This is a genomic window from Pantoea sp. PGP6, from assembly GCF_053474785.1.
This window is the reverse complement of record NZ_JBQBMA010000001.1, coordinates 2,790,030-2,811,706: the sequence shown is the minus strand read 5'-3', so window position 1 is coordinate 2,811,706 and position 21,677 is coordinate 2,790,030. Positions and strand designations below refer to the sequence as shown.

Annotated in this window: 23 protein-coding genes; 9 read left to right on the top strand and 14 right to left on the bottom strand. The window is 54.9% G+C overall.

All coding sequences use genetic code 11. From position 1 onward, the window contains the following. The first annotated feature begins 9 nt into the window (after positions 1-9). The gene (locus tag ACLIBF_RS13720; protein ID WP_162836817.1) at positions 10-183 is read left to right on the top strand and encodes a hypothetical protein; all 174 of its coding nucleotides are present in this window, start codon (positions 10-12) and stop codon (positions 181-183) included. Here the strand turns inward: ACLIBF_RS13720 and ACLIBF_RS13715 are convergent. Further along, the gene (locus tag ACLIBF_RS13715; RefSeq protein ID WP_031376534.1) at positions 171-1,334 is read right to left on the bottom strand and encodes a beta-glucosidase; all 1,164 of its coding nucleotides are present in this window, start codon (positions 1,332-1,334) and stop codon (positions 171-173) included. The genes ACLIBF_RS13720 and ACLIBF_RS13715 overlap by 13 nt on opposite strands. 156 nt (positions 1,335-1,490) lie before the next feature. Here ACLIBF_RS13715 and ACLIBF_RS13710 point away from each other — a divergent pair, with 156 nt between their 5' ends. Beyond that, positions 1,491-2,951, top strand: coding sequence for a phospholipase D family protein (locus ACLIBF_RS13710; RefSeq protein ID WP_031376535.1), 1,461 nt, complete (start codon positions 1,491-1,493; stop codon positions 2,949-2,951). Between the two features lie 327 nt (positions 2,952-3,278). Here the strand turns inward: ACLIBF_RS13710 and mdoC are convergent, their stop codons facing one another. Then, on the bottom strand, positions 3,279-4,403 hold the full coding sequence (gene mdoC, locus ACLIBF_RS13705) for a glucans biosynthesis protein MdoC (RefSeq protein ID WP_448309981.1): 1,125 nt from the start codon (positions 4,401-4,403) through the stop codon (positions 3,279-3,281). Between the two features lie 268 nt (positions 4,404-4,671). Between mdoC and ACLIBF_RS13700 the strand changes: the two genes are divergently transcribed. From ACLIBF_RS13700 to ACLIBF_RS13690, 3 genes are all read left to right on the top strand, one after another. Beyond that, the gene (locus tag ACLIBF_RS13700; RefSeq protein WP_176035886.1) at positions 4,672-6,207 is read left to right on the top strand and encodes a glucan biosynthesis protein G; all 1,536 of its coding nucleotides are present in this window, start codon (positions 4,672-4,674) and stop codon (positions 6,205-6,207) included. After that, positions 6,200-8,752, top strand: a complete 2,553-nt coding sequence (gene mdoH, locus ACLIBF_RS13695) for a glucans biosynthesis glucosyltransferase MdoH (RefSeq protein ID WP_046288400.1) — start codon at positions 6,200-6,202, stop codon at positions 8,750-8,752. The genes ACLIBF_RS13700 and mdoH overlap by 8 nt, the downstream gene beginning before the upstream one ends. 149 nt (positions 8,753-8,901) lie before the next feature. Continuing rightward, entirely contained in the window at positions 8,902-9,141 is a 240-nt protein-coding gene (locus ACLIBF_RS13690; RefSeq protein ID WP_279810329.1) for a YceK/YidQ family lipoprotein, read from the top strand. Here the strand turns inward: ACLIBF_RS13690 and ACLIBF_RS13685 are convergent. The 3 genes from ACLIBF_RS13685 to ACLIBF_RS13675 form a co-directional block, all read right to left on the bottom strand. Continuing rightward, entirely contained in the window at positions 9,132-9,533 is a 402-nt protein-coding gene (locus ACLIBF_RS13685; protein WP_448309979.1) for a MysB family protein, read from the bottom strand. The two genes, ACLIBF_RS13690 and ACLIBF_RS13685, sit on opposite strands and share 10 nt — an antisense overlap. A gap of 116 nt (positions 9,534-9,649) precedes the next feature. Next, positions 9,650-9,916 carry a hypothetical protein gene (locus ACLIBF_RS13680; protein WP_031376540.1) on the bottom strand — a complete coding sequence of 89 codons (267 nt, stop codon included), beginning with the start codon at positions 9,914-9,916 and terminating at the stop codon, positions 9,650-9,652. Positions 9,917-10,461: 545 nt separating this feature from the next. Further along, positions 10,462-11,385 carry a Kdo(2)-lipid IV(A) acyltransferase gene (locus tag ACLIBF_RS13675; RefSeq protein WP_031376541.1) on the bottom strand — a complete coding sequence of 308 codons (924 nt, stop codon included), beginning with the start codon at positions 11,383-11,385 and terminating at the stop codon, positions 10,462-10,464. Between the two features lie 254 nt (positions 11,386-11,639). On the opposite strand from ACLIBF_RS13675, the gene trhO reads away from it, so the two are divergent. Next, positions 11,640-12,689, top strand: coding sequence for an oxygen-dependent tRNA uridine(34) hydroxylase TrhO (gene trhO / locus ACLIBF_RS13670; RefSeq protein ID WP_031376542.1), 1,050 nt, complete (start codon positions 11,640-11,642; stop codon positions 12,687-12,689). 40 nt (positions 12,690-12,729) lie between these two features. Here trhO and ACLIBF_RS13665 read toward each other — a convergent pair whose 3' ends face one another. From ACLIBF_RS13665 to grxB, 9 genes are all read right to left on the bottom strand, one after another. Then, complete coding sequence (locus ACLIBF_RS13665) at positions 12,730-13,305, bottom strand: YceI family protein (protein ID WP_046288399.1); 576 nt, start codon at positions 13,303-13,305, stop codon at positions 12,730-12,732. A gap of 1 nt (position 13,306) precedes the next feature. Beyond that, a complete protein-coding gene (locus ACLIBF_RS13660; RefSeq protein ID WP_279810331.1) occupies positions 13,307-13,879 on the bottom strand; it encodes a cytochrome b in 573 nt (190 codons plus the stop codon). Positions 13,880-14,173: 294 nt separating this feature from the next. Then, complete coding sequence (gene solA, locus ACLIBF_RS13655) at positions 14,174-15,286, bottom strand: N-methyl-L-tryptophan oxidase (RefSeq protein WP_279810332.1); 1,113 nt, start codon at positions 15,284-15,286, stop codon at positions 14,174-14,176. 97 nt (positions 15,287-15,383) lie between these two features. After that, on the bottom strand, positions 15,384-15,638 hold the full coding sequence (bssS, locus tag ACLIBF_RS13650) for a biofilm formation regulator BssS (RefSeq protein ID WP_031376545.1): 255 nt from the start codon (positions 15,636-15,638) through the stop codon (positions 15,384-15,386). A 249-nt stretch (positions 15,639-15,887) separates the two neighbouring features. After that, complete coding sequence (locus ACLIBF_RS13645) at positions 15,888-16,160, bottom strand: hypothetical protein (protein WP_031376546.1); 273 nt, start codon at positions 16,158-16,160, stop codon at positions 15,888-15,890. 146 nt (positions 16,161-16,306) lie between these two features. Continuing rightward, positions 16,307-16,552 carry a DNA damage-inducible protein I gene (gene dinI, locus ACLIBF_RS13640; protein ID WP_031376547.1) on the bottom strand — a complete coding sequence of 82 codons (246 nt, stop codon included), beginning with the start codon at positions 16,550-16,552 and terminating at the stop codon, positions 16,307-16,309. 62 nt (positions 16,553-16,614) lie between these two features. Next, positions 16,615-17,658, bottom strand: coding sequence for a dihydroorotase (gene pyrC / locus ACLIBF_RS13635; protein WP_279810333.1), 1,044 nt, complete (start codon positions 17,656-17,658; stop codon positions 16,615-16,617). A 131-nt stretch (positions 17,659-17,789) separates the two neighbouring features. Continuing rightward, complete coding sequence (locus ACLIBF_RS13630; protein WP_031376549.1) at positions 17,790-18,353, bottom strand: lipoprotein; 564 nt, start codon at positions 18,351-18,353, stop codon at positions 17,790-17,792. A gap of 115 nt (positions 18,354-18,468) precedes the next feature. Then, a complete protein-coding gene (gene grxB / locus ACLIBF_RS13625) occupies positions 18,469-19,116 on the bottom strand; it encodes a glutaredoxin 2 (RefSeq protein ID WP_046288398.1) in 648 nt (215 codons plus the stop codon). A 294-nt stretch (positions 19,117-19,410) separates the two neighbouring features. Here grxB and rimJ point away from each other — a divergent pair, with 294 nt between their 5' ends. From rimJ to ACLIBF_RS13610, 3 genes are read left to right on the top strand one after another with little or no spacing between them, the layout of a single operon-like run. Further along, positions 19,411-20,001, top strand: a complete 591-nt coding sequence (gene rimJ / locus ACLIBF_RS13620; RefSeq protein WP_046288397.1) for a ribosomal protein S5-alanine N-acetyltransferase — start codon at positions 19,411-19,413, stop codon at positions 19,999-20,001. 15 nt (positions 20,002-20,016) lie between these two features. Beyond that, a complete protein-coding gene (locus tag ACLIBF_RS13615) occupies positions 20,017-20,652 on the top strand; it encodes a YceH family protein (protein WP_279810334.1) in 636 nt (211 codons plus the stop codon). 1 nt (position 20,653) lies between these two features. Then, positions 20,654-21,574, top strand: a complete 921-nt coding sequence (locus tag ACLIBF_RS13610; protein ID WP_279810335.1) for a Gfo/Idh/MocA family protein — start codon at positions 20,654-20,656, stop codon at positions 21,572-21,574. The last annotated feature ends 103 nt before the right edge of the window (positions 21,575-21,677 follow it).

The following is a 21,677-nucleotide window of genomic DNA, read 5'->3' as shown; positions in this document are numbered from 1 at the left end:
GAGAAGGCGATGGAATCCAGAGATGACAAACTGATCGCAATTATCGGCCTGCTGGCGGCCTGTCTGATTGGCGTCACGTTTCTGTTCACCATGACCTGGTTAACCGATGTGCGCCATCCCACCGATCCTTCCCTTGATGTCCAGTCCTGTTACCCGAAAAAACCACCGTCTCAGCCGGTCTGATCGCGCCGGGTAAATTTGATCTGCTGACTGCGCAACACCAGCGCCAGCGCCTCATGCAGATTACGGTTACCGTTGGGATCGGCCAGGCCGAACAGCGGACCGGGTGAACGCCGATCGTCAGCCCAGGCCGGGTATTCCACCACCGGATAGAGCGACACTCCCTCCACCGCAATGCCCTGATCCAGCGCCACTGCCACATTCTCACTGATCTCCTGCAGCCAGGGCGCACGCGCCTCGCCTTCGGCACCGGTTTCGGCAATCAGCATCGGCCGCTGAAAGCGTTGCCAGCACTGTGCCAGCAAAATATGCAGCGGCACCCGCGCCGGATCGTCGAGTGACATCGGCCGATCGGGGAAGAACCAGTGATTATCGGGATAGTAATTCAGACCGAGGATATCGAGACAATCTTCACTGCCGCCTAACTCTTTGTCGAGGCGGCCAGCCAGCATGTCCCAGGCTTCAAACTGCGCCTGATGCTGGGCGTCGGCGTAGGGTTTACTGTCCGGATTGTCGGCATGATGGGCAATCTGCACCAGCGGATCGGTCAGCACAAAGCGCGCATCCGGGTAGACCTCACGAATGGCATGAATGGCCGCCAGCGAGGCGCGAACCAGTTGACGCTTCAGCTCTTTGCCGCGTCCCGCCGCGTGTGGATTAAACCAGGCGACATCGGCACCGGCCCACGACCAGAAAGAGATTTGATTAACTGGTGTGAAAAACGGCTGTTCGATGCCCTCATCGCGCATCAGCTGCGCCATCGCGCGGGCGAAACGGCTAAAATGGTCAACAAATTCCGCTTTCCAGATATTAAGATGATCGGGATAACCGAAGTGCGCCAGTTCCCAGATAATCTGTAAATTCTGGCGCTGCGCCGCGGCGATCATCGGCAAAAAGCTCTGCCAGTCGTACTGATTGGGAATTTTTTCAATCAGGTGCCAGCGTGCGCCGTCACGCGCGGTGAAAAGATGCTGTTCTGCCAGGGCGGCGTAATCCTTCTCCAGCAGCATATCGTGGCCGCTGCTGATCACCATGTCGAGTCGTTTTCCCGGCGTGCGGCAGGCGGTGGAACAGGGAAAACTGCCCTGGAAAAAACTGCGGAACAGACTGGGATGATGGCGCTGGCGGGCGTCTGTAAGGGGTTGATGTGACATATTCCTCTCCTGCCGGGCCGATGCCGGTCACAGATCGTCCGACTAAGTCTAGACTAAAAAACTGTCGCAGCGTTTTTACGAAGTCGGAAGGATCGTATAGCGTCAGACCGCGGGCCGGGGAATAATAAAAATAACTGCATTTTACAGGGAATGGTCATGACCGAAGCGTTTGAGCTGTCTCAGCAATCCGAACAGCCCAGCTGGCTGGAAGCGCAGCTGGTGCCGCAGTGCCAGCGCCATCCGGGACTCAGCGGGATTTATCCGCTCAGCGACGGGCTGGATGCCTTTGCGGCGCGCTATCTGCTGATGCAAAAAGCGGAGCGTTCGCTCGATATTCAGTACTACATCTGGCAAAACGACCTCTCTGGCCGGCTGCTGTTCAGCGCGATGCTGGAGGCGGCGCGGCGTGGGGTTAAAGTTCGCCTGCTGCTGGATGACAATAATACGCCGGGGCTGGATGAAACGCTGGCTCAGCTCAACCGTCACCCCAATATTGCGGTGCGGCTGTTTAATCCCTTCTCATTTCGCACCCTGCGGGCGCTGGGCTACCTGACCGACTTCGCCCGGCTGAATCGCCGCATGCACAATAAAAGCTTCACCGTTGATGGCGTCACCACGGTGGTCGGCGGGCGCAATGTCGGGGATGAATATTTCGGTACCGGCAATGAGCCGCTGTTTGCCGACCTCGACGTGCTGGCGATTGGCCCGGTGGTCGATGAGGTAGCACAGGATTTTGAGCGCTACTGGAACAGCCGCCCGGTCTCGCCGCTGCAGCAGGTGCTGGACGAGCATGAGCTGGAGGAAGACAGCGTCAGCCTGCCGGCCGAATGGCGTCACAGCGAGGCGGTGCAGCGTTATCTGCAGCGCCTTGAAAGCGCTTCGCTGCTCCAGGAGCTGGAGCAGGGCAGGTTAGCGCTGACCTGGGCAAGAACCCGGTTGCTGAGTGACGATCCGCGTAAAGGGCTGGGCAAAGCGCGTCGGAAAACGCTGTTGCCACAACGGATGCTGGAGGTGATCGGTACGCCGCAGCGGCAGTTTGACATCATCTCCGCCTATTTTGTCCCGACCCGCGCGGGCGTGGCGCAGCTGCTGTCGCTGAAGCGCAAAGGGGTGAAGATTGCCATTCTGACCAACTCGCTGGCCGCTAATGATGTGTCGATTGTGCATGCCGGCTACGCTAAATGGCGCAAGAAGCTGCTGCGGCACGGCATCGCTCTCTATGAACTGAAGCCGCAGGCGGCGCTGCAGGATGCGCCTCACGACCGCGGTTTAACCGGTAATTCTGGCTCAAGCCTGCATGCCAAAACCTTTTCGGTCGATCAGCAAACGCTGTTTATCGGCTCGTTCAACTTTGATCCGCGCTCGGCGGTACTCAATACCGAAATGGGGCTGGTGATTGAGAGCGAGGCGCTGGCGAAGGAAACCCATCAGCGTTTCAGCCTGTCGATGCGCGATCGTGCCTGGACGCTGCGGCTGGATAAGTGGGGACGGGTCAACTGGCTGGAGTATCCGGATGAAGCGCAGCAGGTGGTGCATAAGCACGAGCCCGGCTGCTCGTGGTGGCAGCGGCTGCAGGTGCGGCTGGTGTGGCGCTTGCCGATTGAGTGGCTGCTGTAAGCTGGACGCTGCTCAGGCTCAGGCTCAGGCTCAGGCAGCCTACGCCGTGCGCAAAAACGCGAAACCCGCCACCCCTGGCGGGCTCAGCGCGGACGGTTACGCACCTCATTCCTGAGGTGCGCCCGTCGCCGGGCCAACGCTCTGCGTTGTTCAAAAACGCTCCCGGCGTTTTTGTCCCTGGTCCGCTATGCTTTGCTACTGGCGTATGTTCCCATCGCTTTATGTTTGTCAGCTATCTTTGGCTAACACTATTGGGGGCCTGCTCCCATCAATCGCCTGAACTCGTCAGCAGACGGAAGCCAAACCCATCGATCACCTGACGCCAGGTTATTTGCGCTCAAACTTACCGGAAAACAGGAAGCGCAGCAGCGGTATCCGCAGATGAATCTCATACAGCAGGAAGGCGATTCCGAACACCATCAGCAGGCCCAGGAAGAAGCCCAGCGTGTTGTTTTCGATGCGCGGGGTCACGTAGATGCCGTACAGCAGGGTCAGCGGATGGTGCACCAGATAGATGAACAACGACGCATTGACCAGGTACATGATACGCGGCGAATGTGCATTCAGCAGCTTGTGGCCAAAGCAGAAGCAGACGCTCAGCATGCACAATCCCATCAGCGTTGAAATCAGTGCATCCAGCTCATACAGCCAGCCTTCGCCGCTGCTCAGTCGCTGATTAGCGCAGTAGGCGATAAACATCACCACCGCGCCGACCCACATCAGCGGATTGAAACGGACAAACAACTGCTTCAGCGGCGGATGTTTCCACGCCAGCGCGCCCAGCATAAAGAATGGCAGGTAGAAGAGGGTTTGCATCACGATAATGCTGAACAGGCCATCCATCAGCCAGGCTGGCTGGAACAGAAAGATCAGGCGGCGGAACAGACACCACAGCAACGCCCAGGCCGTTACGCCGGCAGCCAGCGAACCCCAGCCGACCCGGCTGTAATCAATGCTGCGGTGCTGATCGCGCAACCAGCGGAACGTCACCATCCCCAGCGTGGTCAGCATCACCAGCACCACCAGAAACCACAGGTGCGAGATCAGCTCCCACATCAGGTTATTAAATTTTTCATACCGGCTGAAGCGCGGCCAGTCGGCCAGCTTGCTGGTCCAGTTTTTCAGCATAAAAAACTGCGGCAGGGTAATCAGCAGAATAGCGGTCAGTAACGGGATGCCAACCCGCTCCAGCCGCACCTTCAGAAAGCGTCGCGGTTGGTAGCGCAGATAGAGCATGTAGGAGAAATAGCCCGAGATGACGAAAAACACCTGCATACGAAACGCATGAATAAAATCATTGAACAGCGTCAGCCACAGCGAGGCTTCCTGGCTGTTGACTGCCCATTTCTGCGTCGAGTAGATCAGGGAGACGTGAAACGGCACCCCCAGTAACATCAGATACGCCCGGATTGAGTCGAGGAAGTATTCACGTTCAGGTTTTGCTGTACTCATAAAGTTCCAGTTCGTTAGTACGTTTGACCGGTTTCGCCCTGAAACCGGATTATGCTCGGGCGGAATTCTACCTGCGATAAACAAGGTATACTATCAGTGGAATCCGTAGTGTTTAATTGTCCTAAAAGCGGCTCTTTACCTGACGAAATGCGGGAACAAAGTTGCGCATAAGCTGTCGGAAAACCGAATAATCCTTTAAGATAAGCGGGTTTGATTTAAGCACACGAAAGGGGGGGATGTGCTGACTAAAGAAAAAAATAAAGCCGGACTGATGAAGGTACGCTGGATTGGTACTGCGGTTCTGCTGGCGTTATACGCCAATAACAGTTGGGCGTTTAACATCGATGATGTTGCCAGACAAGCCAAAGCGTTGGCAGGGAAAAGCTTCGAAGCGCCAAAAAGCAATTTACCCTCTCAATTTCGTGAAATGAAATTTGCTGATTACCAGCAGATCCAGTTTAACCACGATAAAGCGTATTGGGGCAAGCTGCGCACGCCGTTCAAGCTGGAATTTTACCATCAGGGGATGTATTTCGACACCCCGGTGCAAATCAATGAAGTGACCGCTAACGCGGTGCGTGAGATCAAATATAACCCCGATTATTTTAATTTCGGCAATGTAAAACATGATGCCGACGCGGTGAAAAACCTCGGATTTGCCGGTTTCAAAGTGCTCTACCCGTTAAACAGCAAGGGTAAAGACGATGAGATCGCCAGCTTCCTCGGTGCCAGCTATTTCCGGGTGATCGGTGCCGGCCAGGTGTATGGTCTGTCAGCCCGTGGCCTGGCGATTGATACTGCGCTACCGTCCGGTGAAGAGTTCCCGCGTTTCAAAGAGTTCTGGATTGAGCGTCCGAAGCCGCAGGATAAACAGCTGGTGATCTATGCACTGCTCGATTCGCCGCGTGCGGCGGGTGCCTATCGCTTTGTGCTGCGTCCGGGCCAGGCGTCGACCGTTGATGTGCAGTCAAAAGTCTACCTGCGTGACAACGTTGGTAAGCTGGGCGTTGCGCCGCTGACCAGTATGTTCCTGTTTGGTCAGAACCAGCCGTCCACCGTGAACAACTTCCGTCCGGCATTACATGACTCAGACGGTCTGTCGATTCACAGCGGCAACGGTGAATGGATCTGGCGTCCGCTGAACAATCCGCGTCATCTGGCGGTCAGCACCTACACCATCGAGAGTCCAAAAGGTTTTGGTCTGCTGCAGCGCGGGCGTGACTTTAACAACTATCAGGATCTCGACGACCGCTACGATCTGCGCCCAAGCGGCTGGGTTGAGCCATTAGGCGACTGGGGTAAAGGCCGGGTAGAACTGGTTGAGATCCCAACGGCTGATGAGACCAACGACAACATCGTTGCGTTCTGGACTCCGGAGACGCTGCCGGAGCCGGGCAAAGAGATGAACTTCAAATATCGCCTGCACTTCTCACGTGATGAAAATCAACTGCACTCTGACGACACGGCATGGGTGAAAAACACCCTGCGTTCTGCAGGTGACGTGAAGCAGTCTAATCTGGTGCGTCAGCCTGATGGCACCGTGGCTTTCACCATCGACTTCGTGGGTAAAGACATGAGCAAGATGGCGGAGAACAGTCAGGTGGCACCGCAGGTCAGCGTGGGTAAAAACGCGGACGTGGTTGAGCAGAGCGTACGTTATAACCCGGTCACTAAAGGCTGGCGTCTGGTGTTGCGTCTGCGTGTGAAAGACAACAAGCAGCCCACCGAAATGCGTGCGGCGCTGGTTAGCGGCGACAAGACATTGACGGAAACCTGGAGCTATCAGTTACCTGCCAATGAATAAATCGACTTTTACACCTCAACGTTACGTGGAATCCCTGCCGCTGGATGCGGCGGGGAAGGCGCGCCTTAGCGCCTCGCTGCAGCATGCTGCAGCGTTTCACTTCATTCATGATGCGCTGGGCAAGGATGTGGCCGCCAGCGATCGTCCCGACGATGCACCGTTAAAATCGGTGTCATCGCGGGTCGAAATGGCCTGGCCCGACTCGCTCGCCAATGGTCAGCAGCTGGGTAAAGATGACCTGGATCGTACCACGCTGAAGGCGATGCCGAAGGTCAAACGCTCCCTGATGTTCCCGGAAGCCTGGCGGACCAACCCGGTCGCTCGCGCCTGGGACTCACTGCGTGGCCATAAATCGGTGCCGCGCTACGCTAACGCGGAAGAGCAGCGTGCCGAAGAAAAATGGCGTCATGTCGGATCGATTCGCCGCTATATTCTGCTGATCCTCACCATCATGCAGACCGTGGTTGCCACCTGGTACATGAAGACCATTCTGCCGTATCAGGGCTGGACGCTGCTGGATCCGATGGAGATGATCAATCAGAACTGGCAGCAGTCGGTGATGCAGATCCTGCCGTACGTGTTGCAGACAGGCATCCTGTTCCTGTTCGCCATTCTGTTCTGTTGGGTCTCGGCCGGTTTCTGGACCGCGCTGATGGGCTTCCTGCAGTTGCTGATTGGTCGTGACAAATACAGTATTTCCTACTCTACCGTGGGGGATGAGCCGCTTAACCCTGCGCACCGTACCGCGCTGATCATGCCGATCTGTAACGAAGATGTTGAGCGCGTTTACGCTGGCCTGCGTGCCACCTGGGAATCGGTGGTGCGGACCGGCAACGCTGAGCATTTCGACGTTTATATCCTCAGCGACAGTTACGACGCCGATATCGCCATCGCCGAACAGAAAGCCTGGATGGAGCTGGTGCGTGACGTCGGCGGTGCGGGCAAGATTTTCTATCGTCGTCGTCGTCGTCGTGTGAAGCGTAAAAGCGGCAACATCGATGACTTCTGCCGTCGCTGGGGCAGCAACTACAGCTACATGGTGGTGCTGGACGCCGACAGCGTCATGAGCGGTGAATGTCTGACCGGTCTGGTTCGCATGATGGAAGCCAACCCGAACGCCGGTATTATTCAGTCGTCACCGAAAGCATCCGGTATGGACACGCTGTATGCGCGCTGTCAGCAGTTTGCCACCCGCGTTTACGGTCCGCTGTTTACCGCTGGCTTGCACTTCTGGCAGCTGGGGGAATCCCACTACTGGGGGCACAACGCGATTATCCGGGTGAAACCGTTTATCGAGCACTGTGCGCTGGCACCGTTACCGGGTGAAGGCTCCTTTGCCGGATCGATTCTGTCGCACGACTTTGTTGAAGCTGCGCTGATGCGCCGTGCCGGCTGGGGCGTCTGGATTGCCTACGATCTGCCGGGCTCGTATGAAGAGCTGCCACCGAACCTGCTGGATGAGCTGAAGCGTGACCGTCGCTGGTGCCACGGTAACCTGATGAACTTCCGACTGTTCCTGGTGAAAGGGATGCACCCGGTTCACCGTGCGGTGTTCCTGACCGGTGTGATGTCTTATCTGTCAGCACCGCTGTGGTTCATGTTCCTGGCGCTCTCTACCGCCTTGCAGGTGGTGCATACGCTGATGGAACCGACCTACTTCCTGCAACCGCGGCAGCTGTTCCCGGTGTGGCCGCAGTGGCGTCCTGAACTGGCGATAGCATTGTTCTCCACCACGCTGATATTACTGTTCCTGCCGAAACTGCTGAGCGTGATATTAATCTGGTGCAAGGGGGCGAAATCCTACGGTGGCGCGATCCGTCTGTTCATCTCGCTGATGCTGGAAATGCTGTTCTCCGTGCTGCTGGCACCGGTGCGCATGCTGTTCCACACCGTGTTCGTGGTCAGCGCCTTCCTCGGCTGGGAAGTGGTATGGAATTCGCCACAGCGTGACGATGATGCCACGCCGTGGAGCGAGGCGTTTAAACGTCACGGTTCGCAGATGGCACTGGGACTGGTGTGGGCAATCGGTATGGGACTGTTGGATCTCAACTTCCTGTGGTGGTTGTCACCGATTGTCTTCTCGCTGATTCTGTCGCCGTTTGTGTCGGTGATGTCGAGCCGGGCAACCATCGGTATCAAGAGCAAGAAGGCCCGACTGTTCCTGATCCCGGAAGAGTATGAGCCGCCAAAAGAGCTGGTGGATACCGATCACTACCTGCAGCTTAACCGTGAGCGGGCGCTGGAAAATGGCTTTATGCACGCGCTGTTCCATCCGGCGTTTAACGCGCTGGCGACGGCACTGGCGACGTCACGTCATAAGCAGAGTCAGTTGCTCGACTATGCCCGCGATCGCCGCGTCGATCAGGCGCTGAGCGATTCGCCAGAAAAACTGAATCGTGAACAGCGCTTACAGCTGATCAGCGATCCGGTGGTGCTGGCACGTGTGCATACCCGGCTATGGGAGAACGCTGAGAAGTATCATCAGTGGGTGGAGAGTTATCAAAAACTCACCCTCAACCCCAATGCGCTGGTCAAAAACGCGTAAAATGAAAAAGCGGCAGCGATGCCGCTTTTTTTTGCCGGTTATTTGCGGTCAGAGCAGCAGGGGAGATCTCTGTTGCGGCAGGCTAAATCGGGCCAACAGAGCGCGTAGCGCAGGATAACGATAATGGTTGTAAAGGGCGGGTATCAGTGGTGAAACGGTGTCTGAAAACAGGTGTGTTAGCGCTGGCGGTGATCTGTCTGAGCGGCTGCGGCAGTATTATCAGCCGTACCGTGCCCGGTCAGGGGCACGGTAATCAGTACTATCCGGGCGTACAGTGGGATGTGCGCGACGGCGCCTGGCGGGTATTGACTATCCTTGACCTGCCGCTGTCGCTGGTGGTGGACACCCTGCTGTTACCGGTCGACTCCAGCCACGGTCCTTACGAATAACCGCGATCGGAGTCGCTGTTATCATCTTCCCACTCTTGCGCAGCGGCTTCACCTTCTTCGGTATCCAGCGTCGGCTCCAGCTGGAACTCACCGTCGTCCCATTCGTGCAGGGTGTTTTCCGCTAACCACTCCTGACGCAGTTCTACCTCATCGAAGTCAGCATCGAAAATCGCCTGGGCCGCTTCACCGCTGCGAATCGGCAGGCATTCACCCGCATCACCTTCGTCAGCCAGAAACTCCGCCTGCCACATAATATCACCGTCCTGCATGACATATTTTTGCAGGCCAAACTGGCTTACCGATGCATCGCCTTCCTCAAGTTCCGGGTGGTTAGCGAGAAACTCTTCACGTGCAGCATCAATCGCTTCCTCTAAGGTACTGTACATGCTCATCGCTCTTCTCCTTGCCTGGTTGATTTGATTTCAGTGAAGAATAGACGAAATCTGGCGGAGGGAAAGGGCGGGGCAGTTTGATTGGCGGGAAATAACGCACTTCCCGCCATTCACGGTCAGACTCCTTTTTGCGGGAAGTGCAGGACCGGGCGCACCGATTCATGAATTACCGGTGCGGAGTAGCGAATACAGCATTTTATACAGGGCTTAACTTTTTTGAAGTTAATGCGGGCGATCGATAATGCCTGACTCAGATTATATAAGGTGCCGATAAATATTATGTCTTCTTTATCCGGCATCCGGCGGCATCCTTTCCGGTGAAGCGCATGATAATTGTCCTGATCGGTGCTGATTGTCACATAATAGTAGAGACCGTTATTCATATTATAAGTCCTGCTAAGAAGGTTGCTGTGTGTCATCTTTTTATGTTTTTTGCCTTCGCAGTTAAGCATCTAACTGTCACAGCTGAAATTACCGACAAGCACCCATAACTTCAAATGCAATAACGGTCTATCAGAACGTTAAAATTTTGTAAAAAGGAATATAACCTGCGATGTAGCTACAATTGCTTGTAAATTAAGTTAATTTTACTGGATTAATAAGCAGCGGGAAATGATTAAGCCTGGCTAAATAGGAATTGGCCTGGCTTTTTAATAAATTAGCACCGCCAGTGAATATAATAAAATAATGGGGAATTAATTTATCCGGCCGCTAAAAGGGCGTCAGCGCAGATAATGGCCGGTAGATTGGTTAAGGATGCTAATTATATCGCACGGTTATCAGTAACGTCTGGCGCGCCGTTGATTAATCACTGGACCGGTAATCGGACCGGCGCGGGCTGGCGGGAGGAATGGATTGTTTTAGCAGGAGAGGAAAACAGCGAAAAACGCGCTAAACGGCATCACTGCCACCGTTTAGCGCCGGTAATTTAATAGCGTGAAGGTTCCCCTTCCGGGCGGGTCTTAAAGCGGCGGTGCAGCCACATATACTGTTCGGGTGCCAGTAAGACGCCTTCCTCGACCACTTTATTCATCCGGGCAGCGGTCTCTTCCTCACTTGCCAGGGTAAAGCTGTCGCTGATATCAGGCAGAATCATCAGTTCATAACCACGGCCTTCTGGCAGACGGCGCGGTACAAACGGAATCACTGCCGGTTTACCCATGCGGATCAACAGATGGGTGCCGACCGTGGTAGCTGCCTTGTCGACGCCAAAAAACGGCACAAACACGCTGCTGCGCGGACCGTAATCGTGGTCAGGCGCGTACCAGATGATATCGCCACGCTTCAGGGCGCGAATCATCCCTTTGAGATCTTTACGATCGAGCATGCTTTTGTTGGAACGCATCCGGCCATGCACCTGCAGCCAGTCAATCAGCTTATTGTCGTTCGGCCGATAGACGCCGATGCCCGGGTTATGGATACCAAACATGCGGGCGCCAATCTCCAGCGTCAGAAAGTGCATACCAATCAACAGCACGCCGCGCTGCGTGTCGCGCGCCTGCTGAATGTGCTCTAAGCCAGAAGGTTTATGCCATTTGTTAATCCGCCAGTCGGGCCAGAACCATGCCATGCCGGTTTCAATCAAGCCCATGCCGACGGATTCGAAGTTGTGCTTAACCATCGCTTCACGATCGTTGGGCGGCATATCCGGAAAGCTTAATTCCAGATTACGGCGTGCGATGTTGACGCGTCGCTTCATAAAGCGCATGCCAATACGGCCAATATTACAGCCAAGCACATAAAGCAGGGGATAAGGAAGTAGCACCAAAAGATAAAGGAAGAACACGCCCAACCAGGTTAACCAATAGCGGGGGTGCAGCAGTTCTCGTGAAAATTGAGGCAACTGGGTCATGTGAAATTGTTTTTTCCTGCGTCGCGCACCGTGCGGTGCTGATATCTCGTTGATTTTCACTATTGTGCCAGTTTTTATCCTGCGCATAAATATTACTGTCGGCGGCAATTCACCCGGTAAGTATTATAAGCGAGCCGGCAGTGCGGGAAAAACAGCCAACCGGCGATCAATTTGGCCGGTGGTCTTTGCATCCCGTTGAAATCAGGTATCATGTGCGCGCTAAATTTCTTCTATTGATGACAGGAACGAACACCATGCCAGTGTTACATAACCTCGTTTCCAATAAAGAGCTGAAGGCGCGCATGCTGGCTGAAACCGAGCCGCGCACCACTGTCTCTTTTTATAAGTACTTCCAGATTGCCGATCCTAAAGCGTTTCGCGATGCGCTCTATCTTGGTCTGACCGCCCTGAAGGTGTTTGGCCGGGTTTACGTTGCGCATGAAGGGATTAACGCCCAGATCAGCGTTCCCGCCAGCCAGTATGAAAAGATGAAAGCCTATCTTTACGGCTTTGATCCTGCGCTGAATAATCTGCGAATGAACGTTGCGCTGGACGACGACGGTAAATCCTTCTGGGTGCTGCGCCTGAAAGTCCGTGACCGGATTGTAGCAGACGGCATTGCTGACGGCACGTTCGATGCCAGCGATGTGGGGCAATACCTCAAAGCCGCAGAAGTGAACGCCATGCTGGACGATCCGGATGCAGTGTTCGTTGATATGCGTAACCATTACGAATATGAAGTCGGACGCTTTGATAACGCGCTGGAAGTGCCGGCCGACACCTTCCGCGACCAGCTGCCGATGGCGGTTGATATGCTGCAGGATAAGAAAGACAAAAAGATCGTGATGTACTGCACCGGGGGAATTCGCTGTGAGAAAGCCAGCGCCTGGATGCGTCATAACGGTTTTGAAGATGTTTACCACGTTGAAGGTGGCATTATCGAGTATGCCCGCCGTGCTCGAGAGCAGGGGTTACCGGTCCGATTCAAAGGTAAAAACTTTGTCTTTGACGAGCGGATGGGCGAGCGGATTTCTGATGATGTGCTGTCGAACTGTCATCAGTGTGGTGAGCCGTGCGACACCCACGTCAACTGCGTCAACGATGGCTGCCATCTGCTGTTTATTCAGTGTAAAAGCTGCGCAGAGAAGTTTGAGAACTGCTGTAGCCCGCTGTGTCAGGAAGAGGCAAAACTGTCGCCGGAAGAGCAGCGTGCCCGTCGCGCCGGGCGTGAAAACGGCAATAAGATCTTTAACAAGTCGCGTGGCCTGTTAAACATGACCATCCCGTCACCGGTTAAAAAATAAGTGATCCCGCCTGAAGCCCGGCTTCAGGCGGTTTAGCCGTTTACTGACGCACACCTTCTACCGAAATCATCAGCTGAACCTTTTGCGAGGCCGGGCCGAGATCTTTGGTAATATTAAAATCTTTCAGCGTAATTTCACCCTCGGCTTCAAAGCCTGCGCGATATCCCCCCCACGGATCTTTGCCTTCACCCAGCAGTTTCGCTTCCAGCGTAACCGGTTTGGTAACGCCATTCAGCGTCAGATCGCCTGTAATTTCCAGCTCATCACCCTCTTTTTTCACTGAGGTTGATTTGAAGCTGGCCTGTGGATTTTTGCCGACGTTTAGGAAATCCGCACTGCGCAGATGCTTGTCACGTTCAGCGTGATTGGTATCAATACTGTTGGTGTTAATGGTGACGTCGACTTTATCGGCTGAAGGGTTACTCTCATCAAAGCTAAAACGGCCGTCAAAATCCTTAAAGGTGCCGTACAGCCAGCTGTAGCCTAAATGCTGAATACGAAACTGAATAAAGGCATGCTGGCCTTCTTTATCAATTTTATACTCAGCGGCGTTAGCGGTCAGTGAACCCAGCAGCAGGCTGGCACCCGTCATGGCCAGTAGCGTCTTCTTTAGCATATTACTTCTCCTTTTCAGCGGGTAAAGGGATGCGCAAACCTGACATCCGTTTTAAGGTGGTATCGCGATCGATAAAGTGATGTTTTAACGCCGCCAGACCGTGCAGCAGCGACAGGATCACCACCGTCCAGGCCAGCCACAGGTGGATATCGCCAGCCAGATCGGCCTGTGCGCCTGCGCCACTCAGAACGGCCGGCAGAGAAAACAGGTTGAATACCGCAATCGGCTTGCCATCGGCGGTGGAGATGAAATAGCCGCTGAGCAGGATGGCCAACAGCAGCGTATAGAGCAGCCAGTGCGCAACCATCGACCCGATCCGCACCGGTGGGGAATAACTGCTTAACGGCTGAGGCGGCGGTGAAATAATTCGCCACAACAGGCGAATCACTAATGTCAGCAACAGGATCACGCCAATACTTTTATGGATTTCCGGCGCATCGTGATACCAGCTATCGTAATAACCGAGTCCGACCATCCATAATCCCAGCGCAAACATGGCATAGATAACCAGCGCCATCGACCAGTGCAGCAGCACGGCGATCAGACCAAACTGATGAGAGGTATTTCGTAACATAGTCTGTTTATTCAGGTGAAATAATCTGAAATAAGCATCTACATTATGAAATATAAAAGCAATCGACCTTACGCTTCTATAACTTTCTGTCGGGATAGTGAAAAGGGTGAATTAAAATCGCGACAGATGCGCAATATTACTGAATAAGTTATTTTCACCGCGCGATACGTCAATCAAAAAAGCGCTTAATTCACTTTCAGTGCGAATTAATCAGGCTGTGAATGTCAGTAATATTCAATTTTCTTCAATTTTTGTCAATCGGGTGCTATCAGACGATACCACCCGCAACAAGAGTCAGAAACGCGAAAGCCGGAAGGGGGAAATATCAAACGAGAACGGTTTTTGCTGAGCAAACTCGGCTGCCAGTTCGCCCAGTACGCTGGCGAATTTGAAGCCGTGGCCGCTTAAACCGGTAATCAGTAACCGATTCGGTTCGTCTGGCAGCGTATCAATAATAAAATCTTCGTCCGGGCTGAAATCGTAACTACAGGCTTCGCCGTGCAGACACACGCCAACACCCGGCAAAAACTGACGCAGGAAACCAAACGCTTCGCTGCCATCTGCCGCAACGGTGCCAAAGGGTTTGCGATCTTCAGGCTGCTGCATCAGCTGGCCGCCATCATGACGTCCCACTTTCAGCGCGTTGTTATCCGCCGGGAAACCGTAAAACTGGCTGCCATCCGCCATTTCAACGGTAAAGCCCGGGAACTTGTTGTTCTCGCTGTAGCGACCATCCGCCTGATACCAGGCAAATACCTTACGGGTCGGCGCAACCGGCAGGTTGGGCACCAGTTTGCCGACCCAGGTGCCGGCACTGATCAGCATCTTGCGGCCACGGTAAATGCCGTCTAGCGTGGTCACCTGTTGCAGATCGCCGTCGCGCCCAATCCCGGACACCGGGCAGTTAAACAGCTGGGCACAGCCTGCCTGTTCTGCCAGCTTGATCCAGCTGCGGACCGCCTGTTCGCATTTGAGGTAGCCCGACTGCGGCTCAAAGACGCCCAGATAGCCTTCGGGTACGTTGATCTGCGGCCAGCGCTTGCGCACCTCATCAGGCTGCATCACCTCAATGTTCAGCTGCCATTGCCTGGCGCTGTCGATAACGTTCTGAATAAACGCTGACTGAATCGGTGCCAGGTTCAGCACGCCGCTGCGGTGCATGATACGTTCACCGGCGTGCTGTTCCAGCTCATCCCACAGGGTCTGCGCGCGCAGCACCAGCGGGACATAACGTTCGCCTTCACCGTATGCGTGGCGAATCAGCCGGCTTTCACCGTGATGCGTACCCTGATTATGCGGCGGATGAGCGCTGTCGATCATCAAAACCGACAGGCCCGCCTGGGTTGCATAGAAGCCCGCCGCCGCGCCCACTGAGCCGCTGCCGACAACGATAAGATCATAAATCATGGTAACCCTGCTCCTGAAAAAGACAGATAATCAAAAGCATAACAGAAACAGAAACGAAAAAGGCACCCCTGAGGGCGCCTCTTTGATGTGGCAGGAATTAGTGCTTCTTAAGGAGTCGTTCTACTTGCTCGGCTGATTCAATCTTAGCGATACCCGCTTCGAGGATCGAGATGAACTGCCTTGCCACATCCGTTGTCAGCCAGTAGGTCGGGCCAACATCCGCTTCTTCTTCTTTTTGATCCTGCGACGATAACGAGTGCAGGCGGATCATCATGGCATCATAACTGTCAACGGTACTGATATCCCAACCCACCAGTGGATGGGTCTGAATCACATCTTTTCTTCTGTCCATTATAACCTCCTTATTACTCGTTAAACGAAGTGCATGATGAGGTTCAATGCGGCTTTTTTATTCCAATAGCGAAACTATTATAACAGTAAAGCGGGCTATTACTGATGAAAAAATGCCTGCACTCAGCTTCTCACAGAATATTTGTGTTTAAAAGGTGGCGGATGAAAAAATAAAATGCCTGACGATCAGGCATTTTAATCAGTGATTCTTCAGGACCAGAAACGCGAGGGAGAGAGCCTGGGGCTGCGGTTAAAGCGCCGGAGTTTCCGGTGCGATGCCGCCACCGCGCTTTTGCAGCGCTTCAGCCAGACGGGCAAAATGCTGTTGCAGTTGCTCATCATGGTTCTGGTTTTGGGCTTCCAGCGACAGATTGTGCACCAGCAACTGACTGGCACGATCGTCAAGACAGAAAATCAGACTGGAAAAGGCATTTTCCAGCACCGTCAGCCGACGTTGCTGATCACCAATCAGTGCTAACAACTCACCAAAGGTCATCGCCTCTTCCGGTTTATCAGTAGTCATGGTATCGCACCTCCTGTTATGCATGACGAGCGCAAGGATAGGGCATTGATCATTCAGAGTCTAGATGCAGGAATAGGGAAGTGCGAGAGGGGAGAAAAGATAAAAAAACCGGGTGGCGAAACCCGGTAAAAACAGCACAGAGGCGGTTAATCGGTAATGAACCAGTCGTCAGCGCTTTCCCACGTTTGCTGCAGGATTTCGCTGATCTGATCGCGAGTCTCTTTGCCCCCGCCCAGCACGCTCAGGTTATTGGCACTGGCGTAGCGCACTTTAACCTGATTGGTGCTGTCCGGGAACTGTTCGTCAATGCGGCGCGACAGCTCGTCGCTCAACGCTTCTATCGCGCCCGCAGGAAGAGGTCGGGTATTCGATACGGTAATTTCAACACGCATGGGAGCCTCCAGATAAGATACTGTATATATTTACAGTATCAACAGGCTGGAGGCAAGCGAAATTATGCGATACGCCAGTTCAGCGTCTCACCGGCGAGGAACGGCACCAGCGAATGCGCGCCGAGTGCGATGCTCTCTGGCACCTGCCACGATTCACGTACCAGCGTGATGCGGCTGTCGTTGAGCGGCAGGCCGTAAAAGCGTGGACCGTTTTCAGAGCAGAATGCTTCAAAATGCGACAGCGCATCCAGCTCTTCAAATACCGTGGCGTAGGCCGCTAACGACGTCGGCGCACTGAAGACGCCGGCGCAGCCGCAGCTCGCTTCTTTCAGGTGACGCAGGTGCGGCGCGGTATCGGTGCCGAGGAAGAAGCGGGGATGGCCGCTGGCCACCACCTTGCGTAGCGCCTCCTGATGCACATTGCGCTTGAGGATTGGCAGGCAATAGTGGTGTGGACGGATGCCGCCGACCAGCATGTGGTTGCGGTTAAACATCAGATGCTGCGGGGTGATGGTCGCGCCCAGCGTCTCATCGGCCGCGGCAACGTACTCCGCTGCTTCACGGGTGGTGATATGCTCCATCACCACTTTCAGTGCCGGAAACTGCTGGCGAAGCGGCATCATCACCGTCTCAATAAAGCGCGCCTCGCGATCGAAAATATCAATGTGAGCGTCGGTAACTTCACCGTGCACCAGCAGCGGCATACCGAGTCGCTGCATCCGCTCCAGTACGCTGGCGATGTCGGCGATGTTGGTAACGCCGTGGCTGGAGTTAGTGGTGGCATGCGCCGGATAAAGTTTGGCGGCGGTAAACAGGCCGGCAGTGAAGCCGCGCTCCAGCTCATCCGGGTCAAGCGAATCGGTGAGATAGCAGGTCATCAGCGGTGTGAAGGCGTGGTCAGCGGGCAGCGCCGCCAGAATCCGATCGCGGTAGGCTTCACCTGCCGCCACGCTGGTCACCGGCGGCACCAGATTGGGCATCACAATGGCACGACCATTCACCGCGCTGGTATACGGCAGCACCGTTTTAAGCATTTCATCGTCACGCAGATGAATATGCCAGTCGTCAGGGCGGCGGATAGTAAGTTGCTGAGGTTGTGCAGTCATTAATGAGGCTCCGGCAGAAAGGAAACGAAAGGCACGTTTAGGCCGGGGTCTAAGCATAAGGATTCAGGCAACCGTTTGCACCTGCTTTTTGCAGCCGGATGAAAATCCGCGCCGTCAGGCGCGGCGGTTGATCAGTCAGTAAACGGGATCACCAGCTCACCCGGTTTCACTTCCAGGCCTTTGGCAAATTTCTTCGCCAGCGACTCACCTTTACTTCGATCGGTACTCAGCACGTAAGCCGGTTTCTGATCGAAATAGCTTTTCAGCGACTGATTCAGATAAGGCGTCAGCGTCTTGATGATCGAGGCCATTTTTTCCGGTGTGACCTGCGCATCAACAATCTCCAGATCGCGCAGATAGATGGCGCCCTGCTGCTGATCGAACACCGGCTGAGCGCGCATCTTCAGCTGCATATCGGCCTGCTGTGGCCCAAAGAGGGAGGTAACATTGATCTTCGCGTTACCGGAAAGTGTCACTTTGCCCGGCTCTTCGCGGCCAATCTGGCTGGTGAGATTATTGAGCACGATATGGGCATTAACCAGTCCGGAGAGCCCGATATCTTTTTCATAGTTATTGTGCTTTTGCAGCGCCTGATTCACTTCCTGTTCGCTGATGGTGTACTGCGTCAGTTGATTACAGCCGCTAACCAGCAGCACCAGTAACAGAGCGGCAAGGCCGGAAAAACCCTTTTTCATCGATATTCATCCTAAATGACGAAGCTAATTGAACAGCGCATAGCGTGCCTGAATGCATCTCAGGTGTCATCAGGAAAGGGATGAGAAACGTATTCGGTTTCTCATCCGTTAGGGGTTACTGGGCGATCGAGGAGAGCAGATTGACCTGGGTTTGCTTGGCCATGTTATCGCGGTACTCTGCGACTCTGGCCGGCCAGTCGATACCGGCAACCAGCGTCAGCGAGCGCAGCAGCGGGAACAGGTTAAAATCATCCTCAGAGAGTTCACCGTTCACCGCATTAGGCTGAACAATTAATTTATCGAGCTGGCGCAGATCGCCGCTGACATTTTTGATCATCCCGGCAGCATGGCTTTTCAGCTCGGTGAAATCTCCAATGCTGGCCTGCTTTTTGTTGCGGAAATAGTCGCGCGCTTCCGGTGTGGCAAATTCTGCAAAAGGGGCCTCGGCGATGCGCGGTAACAGCAGTTTGTTAACATAGCCGTTCATGTGGCGCAGCCAGTCAGCGATGGCCGGATTGAGGGCGCCGGTGATCAGCGGTTCGCCCTCCAGTCGATCGATATAATGCACGATATCCATGCTCTCCGGCATGGCGCTGCCATCCTGTTTTTGCAGGATCGGGGCCATTTTCTGACCGATCAGCCGTTTGGGCGTCTCTTCGTCGTCATTGAGCATCACCACCAGCTCAACCGGCAGATTTTTCAGGCCGAAAATCATCCGCGCCTTAACGCAGAAAGGGCAGTGTTCATAGATATACAGCTTCATCCTGATCTCCTTTGTTGACAGCATGAATCAATTCATCCTGTTTTCGGACTCGCCAAAAAGTATGGAAGAGATTAAGCGGCAGGGCAAACCCACCCGCGCCGGATGCGGAACCGATCGGCGTCAGAGCGGGTCCGGGCCGGTAATCACCGTCAAAATCAATGGCGATATCAGAGCAAAATCAAGGTGTTTGCAGCTTGATCGCGGGTAACGTTTTACCGCAGCCCAGGCGACGGTTATAGTGAAAGCAGGGTAATTACGGCTCATCTTTATCAGCCTTTGATTTCAGGAGTCAGGATGTTTGGCTATCGTTCTGCCGCGCCAAGGGTGCGATTAACCACCGACCGGCTGGTGGTCCGTCTGGTTCACGAGCGTGATGCCTGGCGGCTGGCAGATTATTACGCAGAAAACCGCCTGTTTTTAAAGCCGTGGGAGCCGGTGCGCGATGAAAGCCACTGCTATCCCTCAGGCTGGCAGGCGCGTCTAGGGCTGATTACCGATATGCATAAGCAGGGATCGGCATTCTATTTCATTCTGATGGACAGCGATGAAACCGAGGTGCGCGGCGTGGCTAATTTCAGCAACGTGTTGCGCGGCTCGTTCCACGCCTGTTATCTGGGCTACTCACTCGGCGAGAAATGGCAGGGGCAGGGCATGATGTTTGAAGCGCTGCAGTCGGCTATCCGCTATATGCAGCGTCAGCAGCATATCCACCGCATTATGGCCAACTACATGCCACACAACCAGCGCAGCGGCGATTTGCTGGCGCGGCTCGGATTCGAAAAAGAGGGTTACGCCAAAGATTATCTGTTGATCGACGGCCGCTGGCAGGATCACGTCCTGACGGCATTAACCTGGCGGGAATGGACGTCTGATCGGCGTGGATAATAACAAGGAGTCAGCATGAAATTGACGTTGTCGGCGCAGGCGTTGCGCGTGTTGGGCTGTCTGCTGGAGAAAGAGGTCACGACGCCGGAACAGTATCCGCTCTCCCTGAATGCGGTGGTCAGCGCCTGTAATCAGAAATCGAACCGTGAGCCGGTAATGAACCTGAGCGAGACCGAGGTGCAAAATCAGCTCGATCAGCTGGAAAAATTGCATCTGGTGACCGCCAGCAGCGCATCGGGCCAGCGGGTAGTTAAATATGCTCAGCGCTTCTGCAACTCCGCCTTTGGCACGCTAAAGCTTAACAGCGCGGAAGTGGCGGTGCTGACACTGCTGCTGTTGCGCGGTGCCCAGACGCCGGGTGAACTGCGTACCCGTAGCGGACGTCTGCATGAATTTACCGACGTTAGTGAGGTGGAACAGACGCTCAACGCGCTGCAGCAGCGTGATGACAGCGCCACGGTGATGCGTCTGCCGCGGGAACCGGGTCGGCGCGAACACCGTTTTATCCATCTGCTGAGCGATGAGGCGGAATTGCCACACGAGAGTGACGCCGCAGAGCCGGACGATCTGGCTGCACGCGTCACGGCGCTGGAACATCAGGTGGCGCAACTGCAGGCGCAACTCACCCAACTGCTGCAAACGGAGAGCTGAAATGACGTTACGTATTGGCGTGGTGGGACTGGGCGGCATCGCGCAGAAAGCCTGGCTGCCGGTGTTGTCGGCGGCGACTGACTGGACGCTGGTGGGGGCTTTTTCGCCCAATCAGGCCAAAGCCCGGCCAGTCTGCGACAGTTTTCGCATCCGCTGTTTCAGCTCGATTGACGAACTGGCCGCCGCCTGCGATGCGGTGTTTGTCCACAGCAGCACCGCGAGCCACTATCAGGTGGTCAGGACGCTGCTGCTGGCCGGCAAAGATGTCTGCGTCGATAAGCCGCTGGCGGAAACCCTCGATCAGGCGGAAGCGCTGGTTGAGCTTGCCGGCCGGCAGCAGCGCAAACTGATGGTGGGTTTTAATCGTCGCTTTGCTCCACGCTATCAGCAGCTTAAAGCTGAGATGGGCAGCGTCGCCTCGTTGCGGATTGAAAAGCACCGCAGCGACAGCGTCGGACCGCACGATCTGCGTTTTACCCTGCTGGATGACTATCTGCACGTGGTGGATACCGCGCTGTGGCTCGGCGGTCAGCCGTTTAGTGAAGTGCAGGGGCGCATTACCACTACCGCGCAGGGAGAGATGCTTTACGCGGAACACCACTTTAACGTGGGCGGCGTGCCGATCACCACCAGCATGCACCGGCGTGCCGGCAGCCAGCGTGAGCGGGTCAGCGCGGTGTGTGAGCGCAAATGCATCGATATCAGCGAAATGCGCGACTGGCAGGAGGAAACCGCAGGCGGCCTGCTGATCGCGCCGCCACCCGCCTGGCAAAGTCATCTGGTGCAGCGCGGTTTCAGCGGCGCGGCACACCATTTTATCCAGTGCGTGCAAAATCAGACGATGCCCGAAACCAGCGGTGAACAGGCCCTGCTGGCGCAGCGCGTGGTGGAAAAACTGTGGCGTGACGCCACTCAACAATAATGCCTTGTAACACTCCGTGCTGGTCATTTCCCGCCGTGGCAGTAGACTATCGCCGGGCATCATCCGGATGCCCGCGCTAAGTCTCTCATTTTGCCGATTCTTT